This window comes from Erysipelatoclostridium sp. An15, assembly GCF_002160675.1.
Lineage (GTDB): Bacteria > Bacillota_I > Bacilli_A > Erysipelotrichales > Coprobacillaceae > Thomasclavelia > Thomasclavelia merdavium.
Map to the genome: position 1 here is coordinate 17,526 of NZ_NFLA01000007.1, position 15,757 is coordinate 33,282.

Annotated in this window: 15 protein-coding genes; 13 read left to right on the forward strand and 2 right to left on the reverse strand. The window is 29.9% G+C overall.

What is annotated here, in order from left to right:
• The 10 genes from B5E92_RS03885 (at position 1) to B5E92_RS03930 (ending at position 9,873) form a co-directional block, all read left to right on the forward strand.
• Positions 1-570, forward strand: a complete 570-nt coding sequence (locus tag B5E92_RS03885) for an aminodeoxychorismate/anthranilate synthase component II (protein ID WP_087299387.1) — start codon at positions 1-3, stop codon at positions 568-570.
• The gene (gene trpD / locus B5E92_RS03890; protein WP_087299389.1) at positions 567-1,574 is read left to right on the forward strand and encodes an anthranilate phosphoribosyltransferase; all 1,008 of its coding nucleotides are present in this window, start codon (positions 567-569) and stop codon (positions 1,572-1,574) included. The genes B5E92_RS03885 and trpD overlap by 4 nt, the downstream gene beginning before the upstream one ends.
• Positions 1,575-1,587: 13 nt before the next feature.
• Positions 1,588-2,385, forward strand: coding sequence for an indole-3-glycerol phosphate synthase TrpC (trpC, locus tag B5E92_RS03895; RefSeq protein ID WP_087299391.1), 798 nt, complete (start codon positions 1,588-1,590; stop codon positions 2,383-2,385).
• A complete protein-coding gene (locus B5E92_RS03900; RefSeq protein ID WP_087299393.1) occupies positions 2,375-2,971 on the forward strand; it encodes a phosphoribosylanthranilate isomerase in 597 nt (198 codons plus the stop codon). Before trpC ends, B5E92_RS03900 begins: the two co-directional genes overlap by 11 nt.
• Entirely contained in the window at positions 2,958-4,142 is a 1,185-nt protein-coding gene (trpB, locus tag B5E92_RS03905) for a tryptophan synthase subunit beta (protein ID WP_087299395.1), read from the forward strand. Before B5E92_RS03900 ends, trpB begins: the two co-directional genes overlap by 14 nt.
• A complete protein-coding gene (gene trpA / locus B5E92_RS03910) occupies positions 4,135-4,902 on the forward strand; it encodes a tryptophan synthase subunit alpha (RefSeq protein ID WP_087299397.1) in 768 nt (255 codons plus the stop codon). Before trpB ends, trpA begins: the two co-directional genes overlap by 8 nt.
• Before the next feature lie 343 nt (positions 4,903-5,245).
• A complete protein-coding gene (locus tag B5E92_RS03915; protein WP_239406386.1) occupies positions 5,246-6,565 on the forward strand; it encodes a TrkH family potassium uptake protein in 1,320 nt (439 codons plus the stop codon).
• A gap of 12 nt (positions 6,566-6,577) precedes the next feature.
• Complete coding sequence (locus B5E92_RS03920) at positions 6,578-7,222, forward strand: TrkA family potassium uptake protein (RefSeq protein ID WP_087299399.1); 645 nt, start codon at positions 6,578-6,580, stop codon at positions 7,220-7,222.
• 40 nt (positions 7,223-7,262) lie between these two features.
• Complete coding sequence (locus B5E92_RS03925) at positions 7,263-9,182, forward strand: DUF4118 domain-containing protein (RefSeq protein ID WP_087299401.1); 1,920 nt, start codon at positions 7,263-7,265, stop codon at positions 9,180-9,182.
• Positions 9,175-9,873, forward strand: a complete 699-nt coding sequence (locus B5E92_RS03930; RefSeq protein WP_087299403.1) for a response regulator — start codon at positions 9,175-9,177, stop codon at positions 9,871-9,873. Before B5E92_RS03925 ends, B5E92_RS03930 begins: the two co-directional genes overlap by 8 nt.
• A 228-nt stretch (positions 9,874-10,101) precedes the next feature.
• Here the strand turns inward: B5E92_RS03930 and B5E92_RS03935 are convergent, their stop codons facing one another.
• Together B5E92_RS03935 and B5E92_RS03940 are read right to left on the reverse strand one after the other, a co-directional pair.
• Positions 10,102-11,418 (reverse strand): ATP-binding protein, encoded by a 1,317-nt coding sequence (locus B5E92_RS03935; protein ID WP_087299405.1) that lies wholly within the window; start codon positions 11,416-11,418, stop codon positions 10,102-10,104.
• A 347-nt stretch (positions 11,419-11,765) separates the two neighbouring features.
• Complete coding sequence (locus B5E92_RS03940) at positions 11,766-12,023, reverse strand: hypothetical protein (RefSeq protein WP_087299407.1); 258 nt, start codon at positions 12,021-12,023, stop codon at positions 11,766-11,768.
• A 93-nt stretch (positions 12,024-12,116) separates the two neighbouring features.
• Here B5E92_RS03940 and B5E92_RS03945 point away from each other — a divergent pair, with 93 nt between their 5' ends.
• Genes B5E92_RS03945 through B5E92_RS03955 form a run of 3 tightly spaced genes read left to right on the forward strand, consistent with a single transcriptional unit; the run spans position 12,117 to position 15,467 of the window.
• Entirely contained in the window at positions 12,117-12,596 is a 480-nt protein-coding gene (locus tag B5E92_RS03945) for a DNA-deoxyinosine glycosylase (protein WP_087299409.1), read from the forward strand.
• Positions 12,597-12,643: 47 nt separating this feature from the next.
• Positions 12,644-13,975, forward strand: coding sequence for an MATE family efflux transporter (locus B5E92_RS03950; RefSeq protein WP_087299411.1), 1,332 nt, complete (start codon positions 12,644-12,646; stop codon positions 13,973-13,975).
• Between the two features lies 1 nt (position 13,976).
• Positions 13,977-15,467, forward strand: coding sequence for a carboxypeptidase M32 (locus B5E92_RS03955; RefSeq protein ID WP_087299413.1), 1,491 nt, complete (start codon positions 13,977-13,979; stop codon positions 15,465-15,467).
• Positions 15,468-15,757: the final 290 nt, after the last annotated feature.

A 15,757-nucleotide genomic window follows, 5' to 3' on the forward strand; every position in this document is an offset into this window, starting at 1 on the left:
ATGATTTTATTAATTGATAATTATGATAGTTTTGCTTATAACTTATACCAGTTAATTGGTTCAATCACTGATGATATTAAAGTTATTCGTAATGATGAAATGACAGTAGAACAAATTACTGCTTTAAATCCAGCAGCAATTGTAATTTCACCAGGACCGGGTCGACCTAAAGATGCTGGAGTAATTGAAGATGTGATTAGATATTTTTATGATAAAAAACCACTTTTAGGTATTTGTTTAGGTCATCAGGCTTTATGTGAGGTATTTAATGGTAAGATAACGTATGCTAAAAAGTTAATGCATGGTAAAAGTTCTTTGATAAAAACAGTTGATGATAAATTATTCAAGGGGATTATTCAACCATTTTCAGTAGCTCGTTATCATTCACTTGTAGTAGCAAAAGAAACGATAGCTAGTGAATTGAAAATTTTGGCTATTAGTGATGATGGCGAAATTATGGCTGTTAAACATCGTGATTATCCAGTATATGGATTACAGTTTCATCCTGAATCAATACTAACAAGTGATGGCAAAAAGATAATTGAAAATTTTTTGGGGGTAATAAAATGATTAAAGAAGCGATTTTAAAATTAGCTAAAAAACAGGATCTAACAGCTAGTGAGGCTAGAGCTTGTATGAATGAAATTATGGATGGTCAAGCTAGTGATGTGCAAATGAGCAGTTATTTAACAGCATTAAGTTTAAAAGGGGAAACAATAGAAGAAATAACTGGTAGTGCTGCGGGGATGAGAGAACATTGTATTAAATTATTAAACGATGAAGATGTTTTAGAAATCGTAGGAACAGGCGGTGATGGTTCAAATTCATTTAATATTTCGACGACTTCATCAATCGTAATAGCAGCTAGTGGCGTTAAAGTAGCTAAACATGGTAATCGTGCTGCAAGTTCTAAATGTGGGGCAGCTGATGTTTTAGAATCTTTAGGAATAAAAATTGATGTATCTCCTCAAAAAAGTGCTACAATATTAAACAAGATTAACATATGTTTCTTATTTGCTCAAAATTATCATATTGCTATGAAATATGTAGCACCAATAAGGCGGGAGTTAGGAATTAGAACGGTCTTTAATATTTTAGGACCATTAACTAATCCTGCTGGTGCTAATATGCAGGTAATGGGCGTATATGAAGAAGCGTTAGTCGAACCATTAGCTGAGGTTTTATCAAATTTAGGGGTAAAAAGAGCAATGGTTGTCTATGGACAAGATGGTTTAGATGAGATTTCATTATCGGCACCAACTACTGTTTGTGAAGTAAAAGATGGCAGCTATATTAGCTATACAATAACACCAGAGCAATTTGGGATGACTCGCTGTCAAAAAGAAGATCTAATTGGTGGTAGTCCTGAGTTTAATGCTAAAATCACTCGTGATATTTTACGTGGTGTTAAAGGACCAAAACGTGATGCAGTATTATTGAATGCTGGAGCAGCGATTTATATTGCCGGAAGGACTGAAACAATGCAAGAGGGAATTGACTTGGCTACACAGTTAATTGATGAAGGGAAAGCTTTAACTAAACTAGAGGAGTTCATAAAGGAAACTAATATGTAGAAGGAGTTAAAGTATGATTATTGATGATATTATTGAAAAAACAAAAGAACGGGTAGAAGAAAATAAAAAGAGAAATTCAATTGATAAATTAGCAAAACTAGCTTTTGCAAAACCAATATATAATGACTTTCCATTTGAAAAAGCGTTAAGAAAACCAGGTTTATCTTATATTATGGAAGTTAAACGAGCATCACCATCAAAAGGGGTTATTACTCAAAACTTTGATTATAAAACGATTGCTAAAGAATATGAAGATATTGGAGCAGCAGCTATTTCTGTTGTTACGGAACCGGATTTTTTTAAAGGGGATGATGATTTCTTAGCAGAAATTAAAAAAATCGTAAAAATACCAGTCTTAAGAAAAGATTTTGTAATCGATGAATACATGATTTATGAAGCTAAATTATTAGGAGCTGATGCTGTTTTATTAATTTGTAGTGTATTAGATGAAATTACGTTAATGCGTTGTTTAAATCTAGCGGAACAATTAGGAATGAGTGGTTTAGTTGAAGCTCATAGTTCAATGCAAATTAAAAAAGCGCTTCGAGTTGGTGCTAAAATAATTGGGGTTAATAATCGTGATTTAAGAAATTTTGAAGTGGATTTAAATAACAGTGTTGAACTTCGTTCAATGGTACCTGAGGATGTAATTTTTGTTTCTGAAAGCGGCATTACAACTTATGATGATATTAAGTTAATGGAAGAAAATAAAGTTGATGCTGTTTTAGTTGGAGAAATATTGATGCGTTCTCATGATAAACGGAAGACTTTTGAAATTCTTCAAGGGCTTCGTCAGCCAAATGAAAATTAAGATCTGCGGTCTATTTCAAAATGGGGATATTGATTATGTAAATGAAATCTTACCTGATTATATTGGTTTTGTCTTTGCTAAAAGTAAACGACAAGTAAGTTATGATCAGGCTAAGGTAATGTCTAGTAAGTTAGATAAAAGAATTAAGACAGTTGGGGTATTTGTCGATGCTTCAATCGATGAAATCGTTAAATTAGTAAATGATCAAATTATTGATTTAGTACAATTACATGGTGATGAAGGTATTGATTATATTAAACAGTTGAAAGCTAAAATAAATGTACCAATAATTAAAGCTATTAAAATGACACCAGAAACGGATTTAAGAACAATTAGTTTTCCCGTAGATTATTATTTACTAGATAGCGTTATTAGTGGTAGTGGTAAAACTTTTGACTGGTCATTAATTAAAAAATTAGATAAACCGTTCTTTTTAGCAGGTGGAATTAATTCAGGTAATCTTGACGGTGCCATTAAAATTAATGCTTATGCTATTGATGTTAGTTCTGGGGTAGAAACTAACGGTATTAAAGATCCAAACAAAATAAAAGAAATAGTAAGGAGAATCAAAAATGACAGCAGGTAGATATGGAATTCACGGGGGGCAATATATTCCAGAAACATTAATGAATGAAATTCATAATGTTGAAAAAGCATATGAATATTACAAAAACGACCCTGAATTTAATCAAGAATTAGATCGGTTATTAAAAGAATATGCTAATAGACCTTCATTATTATATTATGCTAAAAAAATGACCGAAGATTTAGGAGGGGCTAAGGTATATTTAAAAAGAGAAGATTTAAATCATACCGGTTCCCATAAAATAAACAATGTTTTAGGTCAAGTATTAATGGCTAAAAAAATGGGAAAAAAACGAGTAATAGCAGAAACAGGAGCAGGGCAGCATGGCGTAGCTACAGCAACTGCTGCTGCATTACTTGGGTTAGAATGTGAAATCTTTATGGGTAAAGAAGATACAGATCGACAAGCCTTAAATGTTTATCGAATGGAACTTTTAGGAGCTAAGGTTCATAGTGTTACTACTGGCACAATGACTTTAAAAGATGCTGTAAACGAAACTATGCGGGAATGGACTAAAAGAATCGATGATACTTTATATGTTTTAGGTTCAGTTATGGGACCACACCCATTTCCAATGATCGTTAGAGATTTTCAAAGTGTTATTTCTAAAGAAGCAAGAGAGCAGATTTTAGAATACGAAGGTAAACTGCCAACTGCAGTCATGGCTTGTGTTGGTGGTGGCAGCAATGCTATGGGGATGTTTTATAATTTTATAAATGATAAAGATGTTCAGTTAATTGGCTTAGAAGCAGCAGGTAAAGGTGTGGATACAGCTTTTAATGCGGCAACGATTGCAACAGGGACTTTAGGCGTATTCCATGGCATGAAATCATATTTTTGTCAGGATGAATATGGTCAGATTGCCCCAGTATATTCAATTTCAGCGGGACTTGATTATCCTGGTATTGGTCCAGAACATGCTTATCTTCATGATATTGGTCGGGCTCAATATATTCCAGTAACTGATGATGAAGCGGTAGCAGCATTTGAATATTTAGCTAAGACTGAAGGAATTATCTGTGCTATTGAAAGTGCTCATGCTGTTGCTTATGCTCGTAAATTAGTACCAACAATGAAAAAAGATGACGTTGTAATTATCTGTTTGTCAGGTCGTGGTGATAAAGATGTTGCCGCGATTGCTAGATATCGGGGGGTGGATCTTCATGAATAGAATTAAAAATGCTTTTAATAATAAAAAGGCTTTTATTCCTTTTATCACTGCAGGTGATCCAAGTAAAGAAGCGACGATAGAATATATTTTAGAAATGGAAAAAGCTGGGGCTTCGTTAATTGAAATTGGGATTCCTTTTAGTGATCCAATTGCTGAAGGTCCAGTCATTCAGGAAGCTAATATCCGTGCTTTATCTAAGAAAATGACAACTGATCAGGTTTTTGAAATTGTCTTAGAAGTTCGTAAAAGTTCTAATATTCCAATTTGTCTAATGACTTATTTAAATCCTGTTTTTCATTATGGTTATGAAAAATTCTTTAAAAAATGTCAGGAAGTCGGTGTTGATGGAATTATCATTCCTGATTGTCCTTTTGAAGAAAGTAAGGAAGTTACTGAAGTATGTTATAAATATGATGTTGATTTTATTTCCATGATTGCACCAACATCTAAAAAAAGAACGATCCAGATTGCCAGTCAGGCTAAAGGATTTATTTATCTGGTTTCTTCAATGGGAGTAACTGGTATGCGTAAAAGAATTGATGGTGATATTGCTGGAATTGTAGAAACTATTAAAACAGTAACCGATACGCCAATAGCACTGGGATTTGGGATAAATAATGTAGAACAAGTTGAATATTTTAGCCAGTTTGTTGATGGTATTATTGTTGGTAGTGCTATTGTTAATATTATTAAAGAAAATAAAAATCATGCCCATCAACCTTTGCATGATTATGTAAGTTCACTAACTAGTGTATTATAATAAGTTATTATTAGGCTAATTAACAGGGAAGACCTGTTAATTAGCTTTTTTAAAACTTTGAAAATTTAAATAAGAAATAACCACCACTAAAAATTAACACCAATAATCCAATAAGAGCAACATTTTCCATATATAACACCTCTATTTCTACTTATAAAATAGCAAAAAAAGTATAAAAATGATGTTAGGTATTTAGTTGAAGAATTAAGATTATATAAAAATTTTTTCATCTTTATACAATCTTAATATTAACCAGATAATCTTTATTTTATATTTATAATTAATCAAGTATATTAGTTATAAAGAATAAGGATAATAGGGGGGATGTCTTATTAAGGAGAAATTGACAGAAAAGCTGTTGCATAGTTATTCACCGATGAAGATAATATTTTTAGGTTTTTGTTTAATTATTTTTATTGGAACAGTTTTACTTAGTTTACCAGTTTCTTTAAAGGAAGGTAAAGAAATTTCAGTTTTGACATCTTTTTTTACGGCTACTTCAGCAACTTGTGTTACTGGTTTGATTAGAGTAGATACTTATAGTCATTGGAGCTGGTTTGGTCAGTTTGTAATTATTTCTTTGATACAAATTGGTGGGATTGGTTTTATGACCTTATGTATTTATATTTTAACTTTAGCAAAAAAGAAAATCGGAATTATTTCACGTTCAATCATGCAAAATTCTATTTCTTCACCACAAGTTGGTGGGATAGTTAAAATAACTAAATTCATTATTTGGGGCACTTTTATAATTGAAGCAATTGGAGCTTTTTTATTATCATTAGTATTTTGTCCAAGATTTGGATTTTTAAAAGGAATCTGGTTTTCAATTTTCCATAGTATTTCGGCATTTTGTAATGCTGGATTTGATCTTATGGGAACTATTGAACCCTTTAATTCACTTATTTCGTATCAAGATAGCTGGTATGTAAATTTGATTATTATGTCATTAATTGTAATTGGTGGTTTAGGTTTTTTAGTATGGCGTGATATTGTTGATAGTCACTTTAACTTTAAAAAAATGCGCTTGCATACTAAATTAGTAATCACTGTTACTTTAATTTTGATTTTTGGTGGAACTTTTGTTATTTATTTGTGTGAACAAGGAAATGCAACAGTATTAGAATCAATGTTCCAGTCAGTTACCGCTCGTACAGCTGGATTTAATAGTATTGATTTATCAAAAATTAGAGAAAGTACACAAATGATTTTAGTAATTTTAATGTTTATCGGTGGTTCATCTGGATCAACTGCAGGTGGGATTAAAACAACAACTATTGCAGTATTATTAGTTAATATCTTTAATTTATTTAAACAAAGAAAAGCAGTCGAAGTATTTCATCGTCGCATTGGTGATGAAATAATTAGAACTGCTAGCTGTGTATTAATGGCATATTTAGTTTTTACAGTAACAGTTGGTTTGATTATTTGTCAAATTGACAATGTTCCATTTGTTTCCGCATTGTTTGAAAGTGTTTCAGCAATGGCAACAGTTGGATTAACAGTTGGAATAACTACGCAGTTAAGTGCTTTTTCACAGATACTATTAGCAATATTGATGATTATTGGTCGCGTTGGTTCGGTAACTTTTTTACTTGCTTTTGCTTCTAATCGAACTTTACCAATTGCCAAAGCACCAGCCGAAAAAATTCAAATAGGATAATATGGAGGAATTATGAAATCAGTTTTAGTAATTGGATTAGGACGTTTTGGACGTCATTTATCAAGAAAGTTTATTGATGAAGGTAATGCAGTATTAGCGATTGAAAAGGATGAAACAAGAGCTGATAATGCAGTTAATATTGTAAATGAAATTCAAATAGGTGATGCAACTAATGAAGATTTTATAGAATCTTTAGGTGTTAATAATTTTGATATTTGTGTTGTAGCAATTGGTGATAATTTCCAAACAGCATTAGAAATTACAGTATTATTAAAAGATTATGGAGCTCAGTTTGTTATTGCACGTGCTAATCGTGAAGTTCATCGTAAGTTATTATTACGTAATGGTGCTGATTATGTTGTTTATGCTGAAAAAGAGATTGCTGAACGAATTGCAATCAAATATGGTTCTAAAAATATTTTTGATTATGTGGAATTATCTTGTGATATTGCAATTTATGAAATTAGGATTCCAAACAGCTGGCTAGGTAAAACAATTGTTGAAAAAGCAGTTCGAACTCGCTATCATGTTAGTATTTTAGCAACTAAAAAAGATGGTAAGATTTATCCATTGCCGCAACCAACTCATGTTTTTAAACCAGATGAAACACTAATTGTTATGGGAACAGCAAAATCAATTAAAGAAATTACGCGCTAGTAAAAATGTGTTATAATATTAACCATAAAGGGGTTAATTTATGGATGTACAACAAGAACATGTTTTAATTTGTTTATCACCATCGATATATAATCGTGATGTGATAAAAATGGCCGCAGCTGTCGCTAGAGATAATAAAGCAGTATTTACTGCTTTATTTGTTGAAACGCCTGATAATTCAAAAATAAGTAAAGAAGATCGTGAACAATTGCAGGCTAATATTGACTTAGCTAGACAATTAGGGGCTAATATCGAAACGGCATTTGGTGAAGATATTGTTTATCAAATTAATGAATTTTGTCATAATTCACAAGTTACTAAAGTATTTATTGGTTATAGTCAAAGAAAAAAATGGCGAATCTCATATAATGCTTTAGATAAACAAATATTAGAAACATTATGTGATTTAGATGTCAATGTTGTTTATCACCAAAGCGGTGAATCAAAAAAAAGTAATAAAAAGAAAAAAGAATTTATTTATAAAACTAGTGACTTTTTAATTTCAATTCTAGTTCTTTTACTAGCAACAGCAATTGGAATGTTATTTCACTGGTTAGGTTTTAGTGAAGCTAATACTATTACTATTTATATTTTAGGAGTTTTGATTATTGCCGTATCAACTTCTAATCGAATATTTAGTTTAGTATCATCAATTTTAAGTGTTTTGATTTTTAATTTTATGTTTACTAATCCCCGCTTTACTTTTGCAGCTTATGGTTCTGGTTATCCGGTTACTTTTGCAATTATGCTTATTGCTGCTTTTATTACTAGTACTCTAGCGATTAGAATTAAAAAGCAGGCTAAACAATCAGCGCAATATGCTTATAGAACCAAAGTTTTATTAGAAACTAATCGTTTATTACAAAAAGAAAAAAGTATTGCCGGGATTAAACAGACAACGGCTAAACAAATAATTAAATTATTAGAAATGCCGGTAATTATTTGTCAGGTTAATCAAGATAATCAAATTGAATATGAAAATTATGGAAATGATAATATTGATGTTACTAATGATAAGCAGGTTTGTAAAAACGTTTTAGATGTATATCATAGTAAAAAAGCATATCAGGATGATAACTATTATTTACCAATAGTTAGTGCTAATGATATATATGGTGTTATTATTATTGTATTAAATGATAAGATCATTGATGCTTTTGAAAACAATCTTGTTTTATCAATAGTAGGTGAGTGCGCTCAGGCTTTAGAAAAAGAATTATTTAATAAAAAACGTGAAGAAGCTGCAATTGAAGCTAAAAATGAGCGATTACGAGCCAATTTATTACGTTCAATTTCTCATGATTTAAGAACACCGTTAACTAGTATTTCTGGTAATGCCAGTGTTTTAATAAATGAATCTAAAAATCTTGATGATGAAAAAAAGCAGCAGCTTTATGAAGTGATTTATGATGATTCATTATGGTTGATCAATCTAGTTGAAAATCTTTTAAGTGTAACCAGATTAGAAGATAGTACCGTTAGTTTACATTTAGAAACTGAATTGATTGAAGAAGTTATTAATGAAGCATTAAATCATATTAGTCGAAGAATTGAACAGCATCATCTAGTATTTATTAATAATGATGAATTTATATTAGCTAAAATTGATGCTAGATTAATAATTCAGGTAATTATTAATATTATTGATAATGCGATTAAATATACACCGGTTGGATCGACGATTGAAATTGAAGCGATAAAAAAAGATCATTTTGTTGAAATTCAGATTCGTGATAATGGACCGGGAATTAGTGACAGTGATAAAGAAAAACTATTTGAAATGTTCTATACGGTAAAACATAATACAAGTGATGCTAGACGTGGTTTAGGACTAGGTCTAGCCCTGTGTAAAACAATTATTACTGCCCATAATGGAACTATTACAGTAACTGACAATCATCCAAAAGGAACTATCTTTAGTTTTACGTTACCAATTGAGGAGGTTGAAATTCATGAATAAACCAGTAATTTTAGTTGTTGAAGATGATAATGCAGTAAGAAATCTAATTGTTACAACATTAGAAACTCATGATTACAAATATCATACTTCCCAAACAGGGAAACAAGCGATTATTGAAACTGCTTCAAAAAAACCTGATATTATGTTATTAGATTTAGGTTTGCCTGATATTGATGGAGTAGAAATAATTAAAAAAGTAAGAACCTGGACTAATATGCCAATCATCGTAATTAGTGCTCGTAGTGAAGATCATGATAAAATTGAAGCGCTAGATGCAGGAGCTGATGATTATTTAACCAAACCATTTTCAGTTGAAGAGCTATTGGCGCGATTAAGAGTTGTTTTAAGACGACTAAGTTATAATCAAAATCAGCCAGTTGAAAGCAGTGAGTTTGTTAATGGTGATTTAAGAATTGATTATGCTAGTGGTTGTGCTTATTTAAAAGATAAAGAACTGCATTTAACACCAATTGAATATAAGTTATTATGCTTGCTTTCTAAAAATGTTGGAAAAGTATTGACTCATACTTTTATTACTAAAGAAATATGGGGGAATACTTTGGAAAGTGATGTTGCTTCCCTGCGGGTATTTATGGCAACACTTCGGAAAAAAATTGAAGCTAATCCTGCTAAGCCAAAATATATCCAGACTCATGTTGGAGTAGGATATCGAATGCTTAGAATTGAATAATAAGTATACTATTTTTAATATCATATAAAAAACGCCATTTTGGCGTTTTTCGTTATCTGATTGAAAATTGGTTTAGGTGAAAATAATAAGTATATCAGTCGGACGTTTTTTATTCATAGTACCATTATATTTTAGATAGATATTTATATTTGTGATTTTCTTCGCCGGAGTATAGTTGTTTTTTGCTTGACAATTTAATCATTTTGATGATATTTGTTTTTTAATTTTTTATTTAATATTATTTTTATCTCTTAAGAATCTTTTTAAAAAGAATGCTAAAAAATAAGGAAAAGTATAGAAATAATCATTAAATCCAATATTTTTGTTAGCAAACTTGATTCCGTAATGAATATCTGAATATTTCTGGTCTTTAATTAATTTATTAAGTGATGTTGTAGCTTGATCATTTGCTTTTACTTCGACAGGAATAAGAGAGTTTCTATCTCGTATCATGAAATCCATCTCAATGGTACTTTTTTCATTTTTATAAAAATAAAGCTTATATCCCTGTTTAACAAGAATTTCTGATATGATATTTTCATATATTGCCCCTTTATAGGTATTAAAGTTTTTATTGTAACGAAGATCTTCTTGAACTTCTTCATCGAGGGATCCAATCAATAATCCTGTATCGCCAAAGTATAATTTATAATTGTCGGGATTGTAGTTTCCTTTTAATGGCAGTTCTGGAAGTCCCATGCAATAACAAACATTTACGATACCCGCATTGGATAGCCAATCTACAACTCCTACATAATCTCTATTTCTAGCATTTTTCTTTATCTTAGAGATTTTAAATTTTTTGTTGTCACTACCTAAAAATATAGGGATTTTTCTGTATATATCTAGGATTCTTCCTTTGTCTAGGCCGCCTGCATATTTAGTAATATCTTCTTCATAATCTAATAATAATTGTTTTTGTAATTGAAGCGTCCCACTATAATTTTTTTGGGTCACAAAAGTAAAAACAACTTTTGGCATGCCGCCTAATACCATGTATTCTCTAAAATTATCTAGAAGAATATTATATTCTAATGTTGATAATGGTTGAATATTCAGCATTTTTTTATAGAAACTTTCAATTTGCTCATCTTTATAACCTTTTGCCCATAAATATTCTTCAAAATCTAAGGAATACATTTCATAGTCTTGTTTATATCCAACACTGTTTGATTCTATTTCTTGATAATTAATTCCCATCAGTGAACCAGAACAAATAACATCATATCGTCCATCTATTTGAAAAGATTTTAAGCTTGTCGCACAGTTGATGCAGTCTTGTATTTCGTCAAAGAAAAACAATGTTTCGTTTTCGATGAATTGAAATTCAGGATTAATAAGAGAAATATTTCTTATTATCGTATCTACATCAAAACCATCATCAAATATAGTTTTATATTGTTTTTGAAGAACAAAATTGATTTCAATAATTGATTTATAATGATTTTTAGCAAAATGTTCTATAGCTTCAGTTTTACCTATTTGCCTAGCACCTTTTATGATTAAAGGATATCTATTATCTGTTTTTTTCCAATTTTCTAGAATCTTATCACAAAATTCCGAAAGATTATAGTGTTATTAAACACATTTTTCTTTATGTTTAAAGTGTTATTTTCACATTTTTCTATAATTTTATAGATTATTCTACACATTTTTCCAATTTTTAATATTTTAGTCAAGAAATGTATTTATATAAATATTGAAATTTAAAACAATAGAGGGATGATGGTTATCCCTCTATTCTGTTAGATATAATTTTTCTTGATAAAGCATTTTTTCATTATTGCTGTAACTACCAGTTAGAACATGTTTACCATTTATATAGTCACCATTAAATCTAAATGATAAATCTCTATCTTTGTCAAAACCAATTAAAGTTGCATTAATGGTACTTAGTGGTGAACATTAGCACAAGTGATTTTTTCTAAAACTTTTAAAACGTTTAAAAAATTATTATCTGGATTATCAATATCTGTCCATTTATCAAGGTTAATAGGTAAACACATTTGATCATCAATGATTATTAGTTCTTCAGGTGTTAATTTGTAAATAGATTTGCATTGGTAAAAGACATCTAATATTTTTTGTTTTGATTTAGTTTTAAAAATTATTTTAGCATTTTCAATGTTATTAAGAGAATATTCTTTCACACTTAAATTAACTCCTTTTAATATTAATTAATAATTGATATGATAATTATATCATTTATTGGTAGTTTTTAAAAATGAAAGAGGGATTAGATTATGAAGGAGTATCATTTGATTGAACCGATTTATGATAAAGATTCAAAAATACTAATTTTAGGTTCTTTTCCATCGGTTAAATCACGCGAAGCTAACTTTTTTTATCATCATCCCCAAAATCGTTTTTGGCGTGTTTTAGCAGCTGTTTATCAAGATACTGTACCTGAGGAAATTGCTGATAAAAAGGCTTTTTTAAAACGCCATCAAATTGCTTTATGGGATGTTATAGCTAGCTGTAATATTAAAGGCTCTAGCGATAGCAGTATTAGTGATGTTGAAGTTAATGATTTGAATATGATTATCGCTAATAGTTCTGTTAAACATATTTATACTAATGGTAATTTAGCCGATAAGTTATATCACCGTTATTTTGATGCGATTATTGATTTGCCGGTAACTAAATTACCATCAACTTCACCAGCTAATGCTGCATATTCGTTAGATAAATTATTAATATATTGGCGTGTAATAAATGAATAAGTTTGACTTTATTTTAGCAAATAGCTATGATATTGGAAGGTGATGTTATGACAGAGGGGAATATTGCAACAGCATTATTAAAATTTTCAATTCCGATGATTTTAGGAAATTTATTACAGCAGTTATATAATGTTGTTGATACTTTTATTGTGGGACATTATATTGGAACTGATGCCTTAGCAGCAGTTGGTTCTTCGTTTACGTTAATGACGTTTTTAACTTCGATGATTTTAGGTTTATGTATGGGTAGTGGCGTCTTGTTTTCGATGTTTTATGGTGCTAAAGAGCATGATAAAATGAAAGTTTCTTTTTTTGTCTCATTTGTAGGAATTGCAATATTTTCAATTATCCTGCAAATAATATGTTTACTGCTGATAAATCAAATCTTAGTATTTATGAATATACCAGGTGATATATATAAAGCTACGTATGATTATTTATTTATTATTTTTATGGGAATCATCTTTACGTTTTTATATAATTATTTTGCTTCTTTACTTAGAGCACTTGGTAATTCTAAAACTCCATTAGTGTTTTTAGCTATAGCAGCGATTATTAATATAGTTTTAGATATCTTTTTTATCACTAGTCTTAATTTAAATGTCGCTGGAGCAGCACTTGCAACAACTATTGCTCAAGCCTTTAGCGGGATTGGAATAATGATTTATTGTGTGATAGTTAAAAAAGAATTGCTGCCAGAAAAGAAACATCGTCATTTTGATAGAGCGATATTTAAAAAGATTAAAGATTATTCATTATTAACTTGTGTCCAGCAATCAGTTATGAATTTTGGGATCTTATTGATTCAAGGATTAGTTAATAGTTTTGGATTAGTTACGATGGCTGCTTTTGTAGCGGCAGTTAAAATTGATTCGTTTGCTTATATGCCGGTTCAAGATTTTGGTAATGCTTTTTCAACTTATATTGCCCAAAATAAAGGTGCTAATTTAGAAGGAAGAATAAAAGCTGGTTTGAAAGTAGCTATTACAATATCAACAATTTTTTGTTTAATTATTTCAGCTATTGTCTTTATATTTGCAGATAAATTAATGTTGATCTTTATAGAACCATCAAAAATAGAGATAATTCGTCAAGGAGCTCAATATTTACAAATTGAAGGAATATGCTATGTAGGAATTGGATGTTTATTTTTATTATACGGTTACTACCGTGGGGTTGGAAAACCAGGTATTTCTGTAGTTTTAACAATCATTTCTTTAGGAACAAGGGTTGTTCTTGCTTACACGTTTGCTCCATTTTTTGGAACTCTAGCTATCTGGTGGGCAATACCGATAGGATGGTTTTTAGCTGATGCAACTGGTATAATATTTGGTATTAAAAAAGAAAAATGGTTAAGTAATAAATTTAAGGAGGCATGACATGAATTTTCAAGATTTACAAACATATATTGATAAACGACAAGCATTAAATCAAGCATTAACACTATTTTCCTGGGATCAAGAAACTGAAGCACCAGAAAAATCAATGGCGCTAACAGCTAAATCCGTTGGATTATTATCAGGAGAATTGTTTAAAACAATTACTGATCCTAAAGTAAAAGAAATTTTATTAGAATTAGAAAAACAAGAGCTTACTATATCACAAAAAGCAATTGTAAAAAAATGGCTAAAAGATATACGCGACTTAGAAAAAATTCCAGCTCAAAAATATCAAGAACATCAAGAACGTCTAATGATCGCTCAAAGAGTCTGGCAAAAAGCTAAGTTAGAAAATAATTATCAGTTATTTATGCCATATTTAAAAGAAATTATTGCAACCGAAAAAGAATTTGCTCAATATCGAAAAACTAATGAAGCTTGTTTATATGATGTTGTATTAGAAGATTATGAACCAGGTTTCCATGTAGAACAATTAGATGAATTTTTTAATCAGTTAAAAGAACACATCGTTCCATTATTAAAAGAAATCCAAGCTTCACCAATAAAAATTGATAAAGAATATAATTATAAACATTATAGCTTAAATAAACAAAAAGAATTCAACCGCTGGTTAGCTGGTTATGTTGGCTTTGACTTTAAAAAAGGTGTTATTAAAGAAAGTGAACATCCATTTACTACTGAATTCCATAATCACGATGTTCGAATTACTACTCATTATTACAAAAACAATTTAGAAAGTGCTTTATTTTCAACAATTCATGAAAGTGGACATGCTATCTATGAAATGAATATCGATGACGATATTACTATGACTCCAGTAGGATCAGGAGCTTCAATGGGAATGCACGAGTCACAATCACGTTTTTATGAAAATATTATTGGTCGCAGTGAAGAATTTTGGAAACCAGTTTATCCACGTTTACAAACATTTTTTGCTGATAACTTAGAAGAAGTTTCGTTAGAACAATTTGTTCAAGGAATTAATAAAGTTGAAGCTAGTTTAATTAGAACAGAAGCAGACGAACTTACATATCCATTGCATATTATGATTCGTTACGAATTAGAAAAGAAAATGTTTGCAGGAGAAGTTGACTTTGAAAAGCTGCCACAATTATGGAATCAGCTTTACCAAGAATATTTAGGAATCACACCACAAAATGATAGCGAAGGAATATTACAAGATATTCACTGGGCTGGGGGTTCATTTGGATATTTTCCAAGTTATGCTTTAGGTAGTGCTATTGCTGCTCAAATCTATGCTCATATGCAAAAAACAACAGCTGTTGCTGATTGGGTTGAATCTGGAGATTTTCAAGTATTAAAAAAATATCTACAAGAATATATTCACCAATATGGGGCTATTTATCAAACTAATGAATTATTAGAAAAACTAACCGGTGAAAAATTCAATCCTAAATACTACATCGAATACTTAACAAACAAATTTACAAAACTCTATCATCTTCGATAGAGTTTTCTTTCCTATATTTAAAAAACATTATTTTTTGATGTTATTATCAAATTAACTTATTTTACCTTATTAAACCATATTTTTTTATATTATGTTATTTTACATATAAAAACTATTTATAACTATAAATAATCATATCCAAAAATTAAAAAAATTCAATTCTATAAAAACAAGACAACTAGCCGATTTACAAAAATAAAATAATAAAAAAATCACAAATAACAAAAAGATTAACTATTAAATATTTTTCTGTAAATCATAAAAACATTTGATTCTATCAATATTTTCTA

Excerpts from the sequence above, each read along its gene's own strand:
- B5E92_RS03955 (WP_087299413.1), top strand. The coding sequence starts at position 13,977 with ATGAATTTTCAAGATTTACAAACATATATTGATAAACGACAAGCATTA.
- trpA (WP_087299397.1), top strand. The coding sequence starts at position 4,135 with ATGAATAGAATTAAAAATGCTTTTAATAATAAAAAGGCTTTTATTCCT.
- B5E92_RS03920 (WP_087299399.1), top strand. The coding sequence starts at position 6,578 with ATGAAATCAGTTTTAGTAATTGGATTAGGACGTTTTGGACGTCATTTA.
- trpD (WP_087299389.1), top strand. The coding sequence starts at position 567 with ATGATTAAAGAAGCGATTTTAAAATTAGCTAAAAAACAGGATCTAACA.
- B5E92_RS03900 (WP_087299393.1), top strand. The coding sequence starts at position 2,375 with ATGAAAATTAAGATCTGCGGTCTATTTCAAAATGGGGATATTGATTAT.
- trpB (WP_087299395.1), top strand. The coding sequence starts at position 2,958 with ATGACAGCAGGTAGATATGGAATTCACGGGGGGCAATATATTCCAGAA.
- B5E92_RS03925 (WP_087299401.1), top strand. The coding sequence starts at position 7,263 with ATGGATGTACAACAAGAACATGTTTTAATTTGTTTATCACCATCGATA.
- B5E92_RS03930 (WP_087299403.1), top strand. The coding sequence starts at position 9,175 with ATGAATAAACCAGTAATTTTAGTTGTTGAAGATGATAATGCAGTAAGA.
- trpC (WP_087299391.1), top strand. The coding sequence starts at position 1,588 with ATGATTATTGATGATATTATTGAAAAAACAAAAGAACGGGTAGAAGAA.
- B5E92_RS03885 (WP_087299387.1), top strand. The coding sequence starts at position 1 with ATGATTTTATTAATTGATAATTATGATAGTTTTGCTTATAACTTATAC.
- B5E92_RS03950 (WP_087299411.1), top strand. The coding sequence starts at position 12,644 with ATGACAGAGGGGAATATTGCAACAGCATTATTAAAATTTTCAATTCCG.
- B5E92_RS03945 (WP_087299409.1), top strand. The coding sequence starts at position 12,117 with ATGAAGGAGTATCATTTGATTGAACCGATTTATGATAAAGATTCAAAA.